Source organism: Selenomonas sp. oral taxon 137 str. F0430, assembly GCF_000183625.1.
GTDB classification, from domain to species: Bacteria; Bacillota; Negativicutes; order Selenomonadales; family Selenomonadaceae; genus Centipeda; species Centipeda artemidis.
Window position 1 is genome coordinate 130,270 of the sequence record NZ_AENV01000014.1, and the last position, 14,211, is coordinate 144,480.

General features: G+C 56.2%; 16 protein-coding genes and 5 tRNA genes. 19 read left to right on the forward strand and 2 right to left on the reverse strand.

The annotated features are described in order from the left end of the window. Positions 1-547 precede the first annotated feature (547 nt). Entirely contained in the window at positions 548-748 is a 201-nt protein-coding gene (locus HMPREF9162_RS10040) for a hypothetical protein (RefSeq protein WP_009439275.1), read from the reverse strand. A 62-nt stretch (positions 749-810) separates the two neighbouring features. Beyond that, a complete protein-coding gene (locus HMPREF9162_RS10045; protein ID WP_009439215.1) occupies positions 811-1,659 on the reverse strand; it encodes a polysaccharide deacetylase family protein in 849 nt (282 codons plus the stop codon). 166 nt (positions 1,660-1,825) lie between these two features. Here HMPREF9162_RS10045 and HMPREF9162_RS10050 point away from each other — a divergent pair, with 166 nt between their 5' ends. The 19 genes from HMPREF9162_RS10050 to dnaJ all read left to right on the forward strand — a co-directional run bounded on the left by HMPREF9162_RS10050 (position 1,826) and on the right by dnaJ (position 14,198). Next, the gene (locus HMPREF9162_RS10050) at positions 1,826-2,698 is read left to right on the forward strand and encodes a methionyl aminopeptidase (RefSeq protein WP_009439276.1); all 873 of its coding nucleotides are present in this window, start codon (positions 1,826-1,828) and stop codon (positions 2,696-2,698) included. Then, positions 2,695-3,966 (forward strand): DEAD/DEAH box helicase, encoded by a 1,272-nt coding sequence (locus tag HMPREF9162_RS10055; RefSeq protein WP_009439205.1) that lies wholly within the window; start codon positions 2,695-2,697, stop codon positions 3,964-3,966. The genes HMPREF9162_RS10050 and HMPREF9162_RS10055 overlap by 4 nt, the downstream gene beginning before the upstream one ends. Before the next feature lie 101 nt (positions 3,967-4,067). Next, positions 4,068-5,330 (forward strand): diphosphate--fructose-6-phosphate 1-phosphotransferase, encoded by a 1,263-nt coding sequence (gene pfp, locus HMPREF9162_RS10060; protein ID WP_009439133.1) that lies wholly within the window; start codon positions 4,068-4,070, stop codon positions 5,328-5,330. A 144-nt stretch (positions 5,331-5,474) separates the two neighbouring features. Beyond that, positions 5,475-5,550: transfer RNA gene (locus HMPREF9162_RS10065), tRNA-Met, on the forward strand. Positions 5,551-5,568: 18 nt separating this feature from the next. Next, positions 5,569-5,654, forward strand: a tRNA-Tyr gene (locus tag HMPREF9162_RS10070). Positions 5,655-5,663: 9 nt separating this feature from the next. Continuing rightward, positions 5,664-5,739, forward strand: a tRNA-Met gene (locus tag HMPREF9162_RS10075). A 9-nt stretch (positions 5,740-5,748) separates the two neighbouring features. Then, a tRNA-Thr gene (locus HMPREF9162_RS10080) sits at positions 5,749-5,824 on the forward strand. A 7-nt stretch (positions 5,825-5,831) separates the two neighbouring features. Beyond that, positions 5,832-5,908, forward strand: a tRNA-Met gene (locus tag HMPREF9162_RS10085). 133 nt (positions 5,909-6,041) lie between these two features. Beyond that, the gene (gene rpmG, locus HMPREF9162_RS10090) at positions 6,042-6,191 is read left to right on the forward strand and encodes a 50S ribosomal protein L33 (protein ID WP_009349888.1); all 150 of its coding nucleotides are present in this window, start codon (positions 6,042-6,044) and stop codon (positions 6,189-6,191) included. 14 nt (positions 6,192-6,205) lie between these two features. Continuing rightward, positions 6,206-6,391, forward strand: coding sequence for a preprotein translocase subunit SecE (gene secE / locus HMPREF9162_RS10095; protein ID WP_009349889.1), 186 nt, complete (start codon positions 6,206-6,208; stop codon positions 6,389-6,391). 14 nt (positions 6,392-6,405) lie between these two features. Beyond that, positions 6,406-6,957 carry a transcription termination/antitermination protein NusG gene (gene nusG, locus HMPREF9162_RS10100; protein ID WP_009349890.1) on the forward strand — a complete coding sequence of 184 codons (552 nt, stop codon included), beginning with the start codon at positions 6,406-6,408 and terminating at the stop codon, positions 6,955-6,957. Between the two features lie 37 nt (positions 6,958-6,994). Further along, positions 6,995-7,420, forward strand: coding sequence for a 50S ribosomal protein L11 (gene rplK / locus HMPREF9162_RS10105; RefSeq protein WP_006693626.1), 426 nt, complete (start codon positions 6,995-6,997; stop codon positions 7,418-7,420). Positions 7,421-7,476: 56 nt separating this feature from the next. Beyond that, positions 7,477-8,160 (forward strand): 50S ribosomal protein L1, encoded by a 684-nt coding sequence (gene rplA, locus HMPREF9162_RS10110; protein WP_009349891.1) that lies wholly within the window; start codon positions 7,477-7,479, stop codon positions 8,158-8,160. A gap of 159 nt (positions 8,161-8,319) precedes the next feature. Next, positions 8,320-8,856, forward strand: coding sequence for a 50S ribosomal protein L10 (gene rplJ, locus HMPREF9162_RS10115; RefSeq protein ID WP_009349892.1), 537 nt, complete (start codon positions 8,320-8,322; stop codon positions 8,854-8,856). A gap of 45 nt (positions 8,857-8,901) precedes the next feature. After that, positions 8,902-9,276, forward strand: a complete 375-nt coding sequence (rplL, locus tag HMPREF9162_RS10120) for a 50S ribosomal protein L7/L12 (RefSeq protein WP_009349893.1) — start codon at positions 8,902-8,904, stop codon at positions 9,274-9,276. Between the two features lie 213 nt (positions 9,277-9,489). Then, positions 9,490-10,524 (forward strand): heat-inducible transcriptional repressor HrcA, encoded by a 1,035-nt coding sequence (gene hrcA / locus HMPREF9162_RS10125; RefSeq protein WP_009439161.1) that lies wholly within the window; start codon positions 9,490-9,492, stop codon positions 10,522-10,524. Beyond that, entirely contained in the window at positions 10,518-11,123 is a 606-nt protein-coding gene (gene grpE, locus HMPREF9162_RS10130; RefSeq protein ID WP_037350600.1) for a nucleotide exchange factor GrpE, read from the forward strand. Before hrcA ends, grpE begins: the two co-directional genes overlap by 7 nt. A 45-nt stretch (positions 11,124-11,168) precedes the next feature. Continuing rightward, the gene (dnaK, locus tag HMPREF9162_RS10135; RefSeq protein WP_009439175.1) at positions 11,169-13,031 is read left to right on the forward strand and encodes a molecular chaperone DnaK; all 1,863 of its coding nucleotides are present in this window, start codon (positions 11,169-11,171) and stop codon (positions 13,029-13,031) included. A gap of 9 nt (positions 13,032-13,040) precedes the next feature. Next, positions 13,041-14,198 carry a molecular chaperone DnaJ gene (dnaJ, locus tag HMPREF9162_RS10140; protein WP_009439139.1) on the forward strand — a complete coding sequence of 386 codons (1,158 nt, stop codon included), beginning with the start codon at positions 13,041-13,043 and terminating at the stop codon, positions 14,196-14,198. The last annotated feature ends 13 nt before the right edge of the window (positions 14,199-14,211 follow it).

The window sequence follows — 14,211 nt, forward strand, 5'->3', positions numbered from 1 at the left end:
CGCCTTCGCTTGGATTTTTCTAGTTCCTTGCTCTGCCTCCAAACTTGCGCGTCACTCAGATTACGGTGTGACGGGGCGTGACGCGGGATTTTCGCGCCTAGCGTCGTCATTTTTGGCAAACGCTTCGTCGACGTAGGTTTTGGCTGCGCCTTCCTCGCGTTTGCCGCTATTCCTAGCTATGCATCGAAACTTCCGCGTCACTCGCTGTATGGTTTTATGTGCGGGATTTTGGCAATAGGTTAGCATTTGCATCAAATAAATAAGGACATTGCACGAAGCCGGCTATGGCGGTGCAATGTCCTATTTATGTGTTGGGCTGTATTTTTCTTGATTTTGTCTGGATTGCTGAGGTGTAGAGATGGTCTCTGAGGTTGCCGCTGCGAGATAGACAATGTCCTGCGTCATCGTGTTTGCGGCGTTGGGCAGCCAGCTCCTTGACCATTGCCTTTCAGATCCTTTTTCGCTTGGACAGCCTTGGAATCAAAAAGGGACTGCCGTACGGTGCACAAGGGATTCGTGCGGCAGTCTCCGAAGTGATCATAGTGTTTCAATGGGTATGATGGCTGTCCTTGAGGATGCCGACGAGCGCTCTTTGTACAATATCGAGCACGTCTTGCAGGAGTGCGTTATACATCTCGCCGCCGTCGACGACGCCGCGCCCGTTCTCTGTGAGGAAGAATTTTTTGGGATGCTCCGACGCTTCGTATGCTTCGTCGAATTTTGCCTTGACCAGTGCTTCAAAATCCATGAAAAGCCCTCCTTAAGATACAATAACAGATATCATCATTATACATGCTTTGCGGGGAAAATTCAAGGAATGGGCAGAAGCATGGCAAGCTCCGTAAATCCCTTTGCACGCAGCCATAGTCGGAAATCCTCGAACGGTGCGATGAGCGGTGCATATTTGAGCCGCATCTTGAAGCGCTCCATTGTGTGCATGTTGGCGCCGAAGATGGGGATTCGATCCATTTGATACGCGCCCTTGGCAGGTGTGCTCAGACCGTAATGGACGGTGAAGCCGCCGCGGTACCCCGCCGCCCGTGTGATGGACTCGATCTGCTCGTTGACAGCGCCGCCCGGGTAGGCGATGTAGCGGACGTTATAGCCGAGTTTTTCCGAGAGCAGCCTCTGCGAGTCGGCAATTTCATGCCGGAGATCTGCTTCGGCGGTGAGTTTGGAGAGATTCGCGTGGGTCATCGTATGGCTCTCGAAGCGCATGAGACCGGATGCTTTCATTTCCGCGATCTCATTCCATGTCAGGTAACCGGGATACGCATCCGTAAGGTCATAGATGAGGAAGATGGTCGCCTTGAATCCATATTTTTGCAGGATGGGATAGGCGTACTCGTAGTTGTCCTCATATCCGTCGTCGAACGTTATAACGACGGGTTTTTCCGGCAGGGCGGCACCGTTTTCGCAGGCGTCCATCAGCTCGTCAATCGTGACCGTCGTATATCCTTCTTCTTTGAGATACGCCATCTGTGCCTCGAATTGCTCCGGGTGGAGTGTGAGCGGGTTGCCGTCCTTCACCTCCACTTGATGATAGTTGAGGACGGGAACAGCACGGCGTTCCGACCACATAAGAATGAGCGCGGCGGCAAGAAGCAGCCCGAAGAGGATGATGACGGCGCATAGGATTTTTTTTGATGAAAATTGCAATTCGATTGCCTTCTTTATAAAAATTTCACAATAAGTTTAGCTTATACCTTACTTCATGTCAAGGGGTTGCGGGCGGAGTAACAGTGTGCAGTGAAAAAACTTTGATAAAAATGATGTTTCGGGCTATAATGAAAGTGAATCTATATGAAAAGTAAGGGGCGAAGCAATGAATCGAAACGATCCGTGCTGGTGCGGCAGCGGAAAAAAATACAAGAAATGTCATGCAGATTTTGACGAGCGGATTGCATCCATACATTATGATGTTGTCAAAGGACAGGTGCGTCCGCCGCGCAGGATTATCAACAACGAGGCGGATATTGAGGGGGTACGCCGCGCTGCGCTTGTGAATGACGGCGTACTCGATCTCATGGAGCAGCTGATTGAACCGGGGGTGGACACGGAGACGCTGGATCATGCGGCGTATGAATATATCACAGAGCGCGCTGGAATCCCTGCCTGCCTCGGATTCGAGGGCTTCCCGAAAAGTATCTGCACGTCGATCAATGACGTCGTCTGCCATGGGATCCCGTCAAAGAAGGACGTCCTCAAAGAGGGGGATATCGTTAATGTTGATACGACAACCATTGTTGGCGGCTATTATGCGGATGCATCACGCATGTATATGGTGGGAAAAGTTCCTCTCGCCGCGGAGCGGCTCGTACGCGTGACAAAGGAGATCATGGAGCGCGGCATTGCGGCGGCGCGTCCCTGGCATTTCCTCGGTGATGTCAACGCCGCGTGCGGTGACTGGGCACATGCGAATGGTTACTCTGTCGTGACGGCACTCGGCGGGCACGGCGTCGGCAAGGAGTTTCATATGGATCCGTTCGTTTCGCATGTGGGAGAACCGGGGACGGGGATGCTCATGGTGCCTGGCATGATCTTTACCATCGAGCCGATGATCAATGCGGGCGGTTATGACGTCACCGTCGACGCGGATGACGGCTGGACGGTGCGGACGAAGGATCATTCGCTTTCTGCACAGTGGGAGAATACGATCCTCATCACAGAGACCGGCGCAGAGGTGCTTTCATCATGATGCCGTTTGCAGAGATCGGAGTTTCGGAGGCGCTGTGCACCCTGCTCAAAAACCGGGGCATCAGCGTCCCGACGCCCGTACAGGAGCGTGCTGTTCCCGCCATGCGTGTAGGGCGCGACGTCATTGCGCAGGCACAGACAGGTACAGGCAAGACGCTCGCCTTTCTCCTGCCCGTATTGGAAAAAATCAAACCTCAGGGTGCAGTGGTGCAGGCGCTCGTCATCGCTCCGACCCGCGAGCTGGCAATACAAATCGCACGCGTCGCGGAGCCTCTTGCCGCGGCGCTCAGCATTGGCACGACGCTCGTCTACGGCGGCGCGGACATCGAGCGGCAGAAGGAGAAACTCCGCAGGCATCCGCAGCTCGTCATCGGTACGCCCGGACGACTGCTCGACCATGTGCGGCGCGGGACACTCGCCCTCGGCAGCGTGAACAAGGTTGTTCTCGACGAAGCTGACGAGATGTTGAAGCTCGGCTTCATCGAGGATGTCGAGACCCTCCTCGGGCACACGGCGCAGGACTATCAGCTTGCGCTCTTTTCGGCGACCATGCCCGAGCGTATCGTGCAGCTCACAAAGCGGTTCATGCACAACCCCGCGCGCATCAAAATTGAGGGCGAGCACACGACACTCGAGAACATCGAGCAGATCGCCCTTTCCGTGAATGAAGAGGAAAAACTGGATCGCCTCTGCGCCTCCATCAACGAGGAAGCGCCCTACCTCGCCATGGTATTCTGCGCGACGAAGGAGCGCACGCACGCGCTCATGATGGCGCTCGCGGGACGCGGCTATCTCGTGGACGCGCTCAGCGGCAACCTCACGCAGACGCAGCGCGCCTTTGTCCTGCGGCAGTTCCGCGCGGCAAAGCTGCAGATCCTCTGCGCCACAGACATCGCTGCGCGCGGGCTCGACATCGAGGGCGTGACGCACGTCTACAACTACGACCTGCCGCCGACGGTCACAGATTACATCCACCGCATCGGGCGGACGGGGCGCGCGGGCGCACGGGGGCGCGCCATCACGCTCGTCACCGCACGCCAGCACGAAAAGCTTCGCAAGATCGAAGCGGCACTCAAAGAGCGGCTTGCGCGCGCGGCGGTAAAGAAAAAGCCGCGTCCCGCTCCGCAGAAAGCGCAGCCGGACAAAGAGGGGCGGCGCGTCGTGCAGAGCCATCCGCCGCGCGGCGGGAAGCCCCCGCGCAAAAAGGCAAAGAAAGCACCCAGCAAGACGGTTACGAATCTCGGGCACCGCAGCCGCAAGCGACGCTGAAGAATACTTTTTGAAACTTTACGAAAATTACTTAGAAGGAAAACATTTCACGCTGTCGAATCTATTTAGGGTAAAGACAATTCCAAAGAGGAGGGAATCTCATGATTGGTATCAAGAATGTGATTGCGATTATCTGCGGCGGCGGTCCTGCGCCCGGCATCAACAGCGTGATTTCGGCGGTGGTTGTTGAGGCGACGCGCCACGGCTGGGATGTCCTCGGCATGTACGACGGATTTTCCCGGCTCGCGCGCGGGGAGAAGAACTACATCCGTCTCGACCCGCCGAGCATCAGCCGCATTCACCTCACGGGCGGTTGTATCCTCAAGATGTCGCGGTTCAACCCGACGAAGAAGGAATCCGACCTGCGCACCGTTGTAGAGACCCTCACAGAACTGGGCGTGACCCATGTCGTCACCATCGGGGGCGATGATACCGCATTCAGCTCGATGGCAGTCTCGGAGTATGCGCGCAAGATGGGGCGCACCATCAACGTCGTGCATGTGCCCAAGACCATTGACAACGATCTCCCGCTCCCCGAGGGCGTGCCGACATTCGGGTTTGAGACCGCACGTGCATTCGGAACGATGGAGATCGAGAACCTCATGGAGGACGCGAGCACAACGAATAACCGCTGGTACTTCACCATCGCGATGGGGCGTACAGCAGGGCATCTTGCGCTTGGTATGGGGCGCAGCGCGGGCGCTGCAATCACCGTGATCCCTGAGGAGTTCGCACAGGATAAGATCCCGCTCCAACAGATCGTAGACATCATCACCGGTTCGATCGTGAAGCGCTATCTCACGGGGCGTAATTACGGCGTGGCCGTCATTGCCGAGGGGGTCATCGAAAAGATCGCCGAGGAGGACTTTGCCAAACTCGGCAGCGTCGTCACGGACGAGCACGGACACATCCGCTACAGTGAGCTGGACTTCGGCGAAATCCTCAAGCAGGCGGTGCTCGCCGAGACAAAGAAGCTCGGCATCACACTCTCTATTATTGATAAGGAAATTGGCTACGAGCTGCGCTGCACGGCACCGATCGCATATGACATCGACTACTGCCGCTCACTTGGCTACTCTGCCGTGCAGTTCCTCAGAGCAGGCGACTCCGGCGCGATCATCACCATTCAGGATAATCAGGCGGTGCCGATGCGCTTTGACGAGATTCGCGACCCTGAGACAGGAAAGACGAAGGTGCGCAAGGTCAACATCGACTCTGTTCATTACCAAATTGCGCGCGGCTTTATGATGCGCCTTGAAAAAGGCGATCTTGACGATCCGGGGCTCGCCAACGCTTACCGCCTCACCCCCGAGGAATTCAAGGAGCGATACGGATACCTCTTTGAGGACGAGAGCGAAGTATAAAGACCAAACGGGCTGTATAGAAGGACTGCCGTATGATTTTTGCGGCAGTCCATTTTTTTGTTTTTAGGTATTGACGAATCAATACTGTTGTCGTATAATATCGTCTTGTTAGCGCAGTGCGCGAATCTGCGCCATGCAGATCATCGCGGGGTAGAGCAGTTGGTAGCTTGTCGGGCTCATAACCCGAAGGTCGCAGGTTCGAGTCCTGTCCCCGCAACCAAAAATGCATAGCAGTCATGGGTAGGTGGCCGAGTGGTTAAAGGCAACAGACTGTAAATCTGTCATCTTCGGATTACGATGGTTCGAATCCATCCCTGCCCACCACTTTTTTATCGCGGGGTGGAGCAGTCGGTAGCTCGTCGGGCTCATAACCCGAAGGTCACAGGTTCAAGTCCTGTCCCCGCAACCAAGTTTGTTCGCTGGTGTAGCTCAGTCGGCAGAGCGTATCCTTGGTAAGGATAAGGTCACCAGTTCAATCCTGGTCATCAGCTCCATAATAACGGCGGCATAGCTCAGTTGGCTAGAGCATGCGGTTCATACCCGCAGTGTCCGGAGTTCAAATCTCTGTGCCGCCACCATTTTGAAACTCACCCCCGATACGGGGGTTCTTTTATGCATTTTTGTGAAAATGTTGCGGTTGACAGCATTTTCCAAGTATGATAAATTGATATGAGTTATTGCCCAAAGAACTAATGAGGAGAGTTGATATTCATGCGCAACAACATTACGCTTGAGTGCACCGAGTGCCATAGCCGCAACTATCGCACGAACAAGAACAAGAAGAATAATCCGGATCGTCTCGAGTTCAACAAGTACTGCAAGTTCTGCCGCAAGCACACGGCACACAAAGAGACGAAGTAAGCGCGCCTGATATCATGGGAAAAATAGTCAAATTCCTACGCGAAGTTGTCGCCGAGATGAAGAAGGTGTCGTGGTCCACAAAGCGCGAGCTTGCAACCTACACCGGCGTCGTCGGCATTGCGATTGTTATCGTCTGCGCACTGATTTGGATCTGTGACACGATTTTTGCCCGTGTATTTCAGGTCATTTTGCATTACTAGGCTGGGTGAGGGATATGGCGGATAAGGAAGAACTCTATCTGAGACAGGCAAACCCGCACCGGGCATGGTATGTCATTCACACCTATTCGGGCTATGAGAACAAGGTCAAGGCGAATCTCGAGCGGTTGATGCATTCGGCGAGCATGAGCGACATGCTCTTTAACGTCGTTGTCCCCGTAGAGGACGAGCTTGAGGTTAAGGACGGCAAGGAAAAAGTCGTCCCGCGCAAGGTATTTCCCGGATATGTGCTGGTCGATATGATCGTTGACGAGCATTCATGGTATGTCGTCCGCAATACGACAGGCGTCACGGGATTTGTCGGCTCCGAAAAGCACCCCATCCCGCTGACGGCGGAGGAGGCGGAGCGCATCCTGAGCGGTTCTGTGGGCGGTGCGCCAAAGCGCCGGGCAAAGGTCGCCGTCGGCGACAACGTACGCATCGTATCGGGGGCATTCGAGGACTACGCCGGCAAAGTGATATCGATCGATTCTGCCGGAGCACGTGTTCAGGTGGATATCGAAGGAACGCCGATTGACATTGAAATTGATCAGGTCGAGCTGATCTGAGACCAAAGAATACACACCGAAAGGAGGTGATGTGTCAATGGCAAAGAAGGTTGCGCGTGTCGTAAAGCTGCAGGTTCCTGCAGGCAAGGCGACGCCGGCTCCTCCGGTAGGACCTGCGCTCGGTCAGGCGGGCGTCAATATCATGGCGTTTGTCAAGGACTTTAACGAGCGTACGGCAAAGCAGGCAGGGCTGATCATTCCGGTTGAGATCACGGTCTTTGAGGATCGCTCCTTTACCTTTATCACGAAGACCCCGCCGGCAGCAGTTCTGCTGAAGAAGGCTGCGGGCATCGAAAAGGCGTCGGGCGAGCCGAACAAGACGAAGGTCGCAAAGCTCCCGCGTGCAAAGGCGCGCGAGATCGCCGAGTCTAAGATGCCGGATCTGAACGCCGCGTCGATTGAGGCGGCAACATCCATGATCGAGGGCACCGCCCGCAGCATGGGAATCGAGATCGTCGACTAAGACGCTCTCTGTGGCAGGGCATTCTGCCCGCTGTGACCACGAAAGGAGAACACACAATGGCAAAATTTGGTAAGAAGTACCAAGATGCCGCGAAGCTGATTGAGAGCGGCAAGCTCTACACTTCGCAGGAAGCGATGGAACTCGTGAAGAAGACCGCCACGGCGAAATTCGACGAGACCATTGAACTGCATGTGCGCCTTGGCGTCGATCCGAAATACGCGGATCAGCAGGTGCGCGGCGCCCTTGTCCTGCCGAACGGCACGGGCAAGACACAGCGCGTTCTCGTCTTTGCCAAGGGCGAAAAGGTCGCCGAGGCGGAAGCCGCCGGTGCGGACTTCGTCGGATCGGACGAGATTGTGCAGAAGATTCAGGGCGGCTGGCTCGACTTTGACGTCGCCGTCGCAACGCCCGACATGATGGGCACGGTTGGTCGTCTCGGTAAGGTGCTTGGCCCTCGCGGCCTCATGCCGAACCCGAAGCTCGGCACCGTCACCATGGATCTCAAGAAAGCCGTTTCTGAGATCAAGGCAGGTCAGGTGGAGTACCGCACAGACAAAGCGGGCAACATCCATGTTCCCATCGGGAAGGCCTCTTTTGACGCGGAGAAGCTCCGCGAGAACTATCAGGCAGTCATCGAAACGCTCATCCGTGTGAAGCCCGCTGCGGCAAAGGGACAGTATATCCGCTCCATCACGGTTGTTGCGACGATGGGACCTGCCGTCCCCGTTGCGCTCAGCTAAACCTGAGCGGCGGAATTTCCCCGGGCTGTAGACAGCAGGTTTGCGAAAGCATCTAACGACGAAGTCGCCTGCCGAGGTCGGACGTGAACTAGAACATTCATCTCCGGCAGAGCAGCCGGAGATTTTTATATTTCGGAAACGAAAGGAGGGAAAAGTTTTATGGCAGATCATAAGAAAGAAGTTATCGTTGAAAAGCTGAAAGAGCAGCTAGGTTCCGCCAAGGGCGCCGTATTCACGACATACAGCGGACTGACGGTCGCACAGGATACGGAGCTGCGCCGCGAGCTGCGCTCTGCGGGCGTGACCTATCACGTCGTGAAGAATACGATGTTGCGCCGTGCCGCCGATGCGCTTGGGCTCGAGGGGCTTGACCCGCATCTTGAGGGAACCACGGCGTTTGCATTCTCCGCGGAGGATGCCGTTGCTCCTGCAAAGGTTATTTGCGATTACATCAAGAAGAACAAGCTCGACGACAAAGGCGTTCTGTCCGTCAAGGTCGGTACCGTCGAGGGCAAGGTCATCGAGGCAAACGAGGTGCAGGCACTTGCCTCGCTCCCGTCGCGCGAAGAGCTCATCGCAAAGCTTATGGGCAGCATGAACGCGCCGATCTCGAACACGGTGAACGTCCTTCAGGGCGTCATCCGCAACGCCGTCTATGTGCTTGATGCAGTGCGTGCGCAGAAAGCGTCCGCATAAGGAAGAATATAACAGATTTTATACAAAATTTTGGAGGTATATCTCATGAATAAGGATCAGATTCTTGAAGCTATTGAGAACATGACTGTTCTCGAACTTTCCGAGCTCGTTAAGGCAATGGAAGAGAAGTTCGGTGTCAGCGCCGCCGCTCCGGTTGCGGTCGCAGCTGCCGGTGCGGCGCCCGCAGGCGGTGCCGCTGCTGAGGAGAAGACGGAGTTCACTGTCGTTCTCGCGTCCGCAGGCGATAAGAAGATCAACGTCATCAAGGCCGTCCGTGAGGCAACGGGTCTTGGGCTGAAGGAAGCAAAAGAGCTTGTTGACGGCGCACCGAAGCCGGTCAAGGAGAACATCGCCAAGGCCGAGGCCGAGGAGCTCAAGGGCAAGCTCGAAGAGGCAGGCGCAACGGTCGAGCTGAAGTAATTTACTTCAAAACAAACTATATTAGAGCTGCTGCATGGAGACATCGTGCGGTAGCTCTTTTTTCGTGCGTCTAATAAATCCGCTAAAAAATATTTGACTTTTTGTCGTTTTACGCTTGACTTTTTGCTTTTTACGCTGTATATTCTTTATAGATTCGGTTAGCACTCGACAATATGGAGTGCTAACAACAGTTAAAAGAGAGGAGAGGGGTTGATGGTGGATGAACTTGACGCACGCAAGAGCAAGATCTTGTGGGCGATCGTAGACGACTATATTGCGTCGGCGGAACCGGTCGGATCTCGGACACTCGCACGCAAATATAATCTCGGCATCAGCCCTGCGACCATCCGAAACGAGATGGCGGATCTGGAGATGCTTGGATTCCTAGAGCATCCGCATACATCCGCCGGACGCATCCCGTCGTCAAAGGGCTATCGGTTCTATGTCGACGGACTTCTGCCGGTCGCTCCCGTAACGGAGACGGAGCGCACGCGTATTCACGAATGGTACCGTGCACGCGTGCGGCGCCTCGACGAGATGTTCCAAGAGACGGCGCGTCTTATCGCAGATGTGACGCACAATGTTTCGCTCGTGCTCGCGCCGCAGGCAGCACAGTCGGCATTTCGCCTGCTGCAGTTCCTGCCGATGGGCGAAAGCCATGTGATCGCCGTCCTCATGACGGATGCGGGCTTCGTCGAGAATCGCGTCATTGAGATTCCGGAGGGGGCTTCTTTCGAGGACTTCCTCCGAATGGCGGACGCGGTTAACCGCATACTCGCGGGCAAGGCACTGCGGGATGTGACGCGTGAAGATCTGAGGTGCATTCGTGACGACATCGGTGATGAGGCAATATTTGCCGAGGCGATGCACGTCATGCATCGAGCCCTCGAGGGGCGTGACGGGGAGCGTTTGTACCTTGGCGGTACGTCGCAGCTTCTCGCACATCCGGAGTATCGGGATCTTGAGCGTGTGCGCGAGATTTTGCACGCCCTTGAGCACGAGGATCTCGTCAAGGAGATCCTGCACACGCATACGGGCGAGGGGCTGACAGTGACGATTGGGCGCGAGAACATGAGCAGTGCGTTTTGGGATACGAGCGTGATTACAGCTTCGTATCATGTGGACGGCAGACTGCTCGGTACGATTGCGGTGCTCGGTCCGACGCGCATGGAATACGCGAAGGCAATGCGCATTCTGGACTATGTGAACACGAATTTAACAGAGATGATCCATCGTCTGAAGTGGTAGAAGAGGTGAACAGCTTGCAGGAAAAGGAAGAGCCGGTACAGGAGATACCGGTGGAAGAGGTGCAGCCCGCAGAGCAAGAAATCGAAACGGACGAAGCAGCCGCAGATACGGCTGTGGAACCGGAGATTCAGGTGGAGGGCGCTGCGCCCGAAGAGGATCCTGTCGACGCGCTCGAAGCGCAGCTCAAAGAGAAAAATGACCGCATTCTGCGGCTTCAGGCGGATTTTGAAAATTTCCGTCGGCGCACGGCAAAGGAGAAGGAAGAGCTGGCAGCGGTCATTACGCAGAACATGCTCGGGGATCTCCTGCCGCTTCTCGATAATTTCGAGCGGGCGATGGCGGTGGAGCAGACGGACGGCGAGGCGTTCCGCAAGGGCATGGAGATGATCTTCACCCAGCTCAAAGAGGTGCTTGACAAGAACGGTCTGGAACATATCGAGGCCGAGGGGCAGCCCTTTGACCCGAATGTGCACCAGGCGGTTATGCGCGTCGAGAACCCGGACGTCTCAGACGGGACGGTTACGCAGGTGCTGCAAAAGGGCTACCGCGCAAAGGGACGCGTCATACGTCCCGCAATGGTGCAGGTCGCCGGCAGCTAATAAAAAAGAAATCACATCATCATATTTGATTTGGAGGAATATAAAATGGCTAAAGTAATTGGTATTGACCTTGGTACGACGAACTCTGTTGTCTCGGTGATGGAGGGCGGCGAACCGACCGTTATCACGAACCCGGAGGGCAGCCGCATCACCCCGTCGGTGGTCGGCTTTACGAAGGACGGTCAGCGTCTTGTCGGACGTCTGGCAAAGAATCAGGCGGTTTCGAACCCCGACCGCACGATATCGTCCATTAAGCGCCATATGGGCGATCCGAACTATCATGTTACGATCGACGGAAAGAGCTACACGCCGCCCGAGATCTCGGCGATGATTCTGCAAAAGCTTAAGAGTGATGCCGAAGCATATCTCGGTGAGACGGTGACGCAGGCGGTTATTACGGTGCCCGCGTATTTCAACGACAGTCAGCGTCAGGCGACGAAGGACGCGGGCAAGATCGCAGGTCTCGAAGTCCTGCGCATCATCAACGAACCCACCGCGGCGGCGCTCGCCTACGGTCTGGATAAGGATAAGGACGAGACTATTCTCGTCTTCGACCTTGGCGGCGGCACATTCGATGTCTCCATCCTCGAACTCAGCGAAGGCGTGTTCGAGGTCAAGGCAACAAACGGCGATACCCACCTCGGCGGCGACGATTTCGATAAGAAGATTATGGATTGGATGGTCGAGGAGTTCAAGAAAGTCAACGGCATTGATCTTTCGCAGGACAAGATGAGCGCACAGCGTCTCATCGAGGCGGCAGAGAAGGCAAAGATCGAACTCTCGAGTATGTCCCAGACGAATATCAACCTGCCGTTTATCACGGCGGATGCCACGGGACCAAAGCATCTCGATCTCACGCTCTCGCGTGCAAAATTTGAAGAACTCACGGCAGACCTCGTCGAGCGTACGATGGTGCCGACGCGCAAAGCGATGGAGGATGCAGGGCTCTCGGGCAGCGACATCGACAAGATTATTCTCGTCGGCGGGTCGTCCCGTATCCCCGCGGTACAGGAAGCAATCCGCAAGATCCTCGGCAAAGAGCCGTCGAAGGGCGTCAACCCGGACGAATGCGTCTCCATCGGCGCAGCGATTCAGGGCGGCGTGCTCGTCGGCGAGGTCAAGGACGTGCTCCTGCTCGACGTGACCCCGCTCTCGCTCGGCATTGAGACTCTCGGCGGCGTCTGCACGAAAATCATTGACCGCAACACAACCATCCCGACCTCGAAGAGTCAGGTGTTCTCGACGGCGGCGGACAATCAGCCGGGCGTTGAGATCCACGTGCTTCAGGGTGAGCGTGAGATGGCGGCGGGCAACAAGACGCTCGGACGCTTCCAGCTTACGGATATCCCGCCTGCACCGCGCGGCGTACCGCAGATCGAGGTCAAGTTCGACATTGACGCCAACGGCATTGTCAACGTTTCGGCAAAGGATCTCGGCACGGGTAAAGAGCAGAAGATTACCATCCAGTCCGACAGCGGCATGAGCAAAGAGGACATCGAGCGTATGGTCAAAGAGGCAGAAGCTCATGCTGCCGAGGACAAGGCACAGAAGGAAGCCGTTGATGTGCGCAACGCGGGCGACGCTCTCGTCTATCAGGCGGAGAAGGCGGTCAAGGATCTCGGCGAAAAAGCGGATCAGGCGCTCGTTGCAAAGGTCAATGCGGGCGTTGAAAAGCTGAAGGAAGCCCTCAAGGGCAGCGACCTCGACGCTATCAAGAAGGCGACCGAGGAAGTTCAGCAGCCGCTCTATGAGCTCTCCGCAGCCGCGTACCAGCAGGCACAGCAGGCGGCAGGCACGCAGAGTGCGGCGCCGGGCAGCGATGCGGGCGCAGGTGCGCAGCAGAGCGCACCGCAGGATGATAACGTCGTCGACGCGGAGTTCACCGAGGTCAAAGACGACAAGAAGTAAGGTGGTATTGTGAGCGATAAACGCGATTACTACGAAATCTTAGGCGTCGCAAAGGGCGCCTCGGACGACGAGATCAAAAAAGCATACAAAAAACTCGCGCGTAAGTATCACCCCGACCTGAACCGTGACGACCCGAAGACCGCCGAGGAGAAATTCAAAGAGGTCAACGAGGCGTATGATGTCCTTAAAGATCCTCAGAAAAAAGCGGCATACGACCAATTTGGGCACGATGCCTTTGACCCGCGCCGCGGGGGCAGCGCCGGAGGAGGGAACCCTTTCGGCGGCGGATTCGGCGGCTTTGGCGGATTCGACGTGAACGACATCTTCGATATGTTCGGCATGGGCGGCAGTCGCCGCGCGCGTCAGCAGGGTCCCGAACGCGGTGCGGATCTTAGATTTGACCTTGAAATCACATTTGAAGAGGCTGCGTTTGGCAAGGAAATCCAGCTCGATGTTCCGCGGGATGAAAACTGTGAGACCTGCGGCGGCAGCGGTGCGGCCAAGGGCTCAACGCCCGAGACCTGTCCCGCTTGTCACGGCACGGGACAGGAAGAGGTCGTCCAACGGACGATCCTCGGCAGTATGCGTACAGCGCGGACGTGCAGTAAATGCGGCGGCACGGGCAAGATCATCAAAACGCCGTGCGGAGACTGCCATGGCACCGGACGCAGACATGTCACGCGCAAGATTGACGTCAAGATTCCCAAAGGGGTCGACGAAGGACAGCGCGTGCGCGTCACCGGAGCAGGCGAAGGCGGCGTGCGCGGCGGCGGCAACGGCGATCTCTACGTTTACATCTACATCAAACCGCACAAGCTCTTTCAGCGGCGTGGGAACGATGTCATCATCGAGATACCGATCACCTTCGTACAGGCATCGCTCGGCGATACGGTACAGGTACCGACGCTCGACGGTGCGGTCGATCTGAAAATCCCCGCGGGGATCCAGACCGGAACGGTGCTCCGCATCAAGGGGAAGGGTATCCCACACCTGCGCGGTACGGGGCGCGGCGATCAGCATGTCCGCATCAAGGTCACAACCCCGCAGAAACTCTCCGCGCGGCAAAAAGAACTCCTCAAGGAGTTCGGTGAACTCAGCGCAGACTCCGTCAACCCGGAGCAAAAGAGTTTCTACGAAAAATTCAAAGATTTATTTACCAAAGGCTGACGGATCATAGGGC

What these genes read in the sequence shown, in the direction of transcription:
- HMPREF9162_RS10055 (WP_009439205.1), top strand. Translation starts at nt 2,695, where the DNA reads ATGATGCCGTTTGCAGAGATCGGAGTTTCGGAGGCGCTGTGCACCCTG.
- rplA (WP_009349891.1), top strand. Translation starts at nt 7,477, where the DNA reads ATGGCAAAATTTGGTAAGAAGTACCAAGATGCCGCGAAGCTGATTGAG.
- HMPREF9162_RS10050 (WP_009439276.1), top strand. Translation starts at nt 1,826, where the DNA reads ATGAATCGAAACGATCCGTGCTGGTGCGGCAGCGGAAAAAAATACAAG.
- rplJ (WP_009349892.1), top strand. Translation starts at nt 8,320, where the DNA reads ATGGCAGATCATAAGAAAGAAGTTATCGTTGAAAAGCTGAAAGAGCAG.
- dnaK (WP_009439175.1), top strand. Translation starts at nt 11,169, where the DNA reads ATGGCTAAAGTAATTGGTATTGACCTTGGTACGACGAACTCTGTTGTC.
- pfp (WP_009439133.1), top strand. Translation starts at nt 4,068, where the DNA reads ATGATTGGTATCAAGAATGTGATTGCGATTATCTGCGGCGGCGGTCCT.
- nusG (WP_009349890.1), top strand. Translation starts at nt 6,406, where the DNA reads ATGGCGGATAAGGAAGAACTCTATCTGAGACAGGCAAACCCGCACCGG.
- rplK (WP_006693626.1), top strand. Translation starts at nt 6,995, where the DNA reads ATGGCAAAGAAGGTTGCGCGTGTCGTAAAGCTGCAGGTTCCTGCAGGC.
- rpmG (WP_009349888.1), top strand. Translation starts at nt 6,042, where the DNA reads ATGCGCAACAACATTACGCTTGAGTGCACCGAGTGCCATAGCCGCAAC.
- secE (WP_009349889.1), top strand. Translation starts at nt 6,206, where the DNA reads ATGGGAAAAATAGTCAAATTCCTACGCGAAGTTGTCGCCGAGATGAAG.
- HMPREF9162_RS10040 (WP_009439275.1), bottom strand. Translation starts at nt 748, where the DNA reads ATGGATTTTGAAGCACTGGTCAAGGCAAAATTCGACGAAGCATACGAA.
- rplL (WP_009349893.1), top strand. Translation starts at nt 8,902, where the DNA reads ATGAATAAGGATCAGATTCTTGAAGCTATTGAGAACATGACTGTTCTC.
- hrcA (WP_009439161.1), top strand. Translation starts at nt 9,490, where the DNA reads ATGGTGGATGAACTTGACGCACGCAAGAGCAAGATCTTGTGGGCGATC.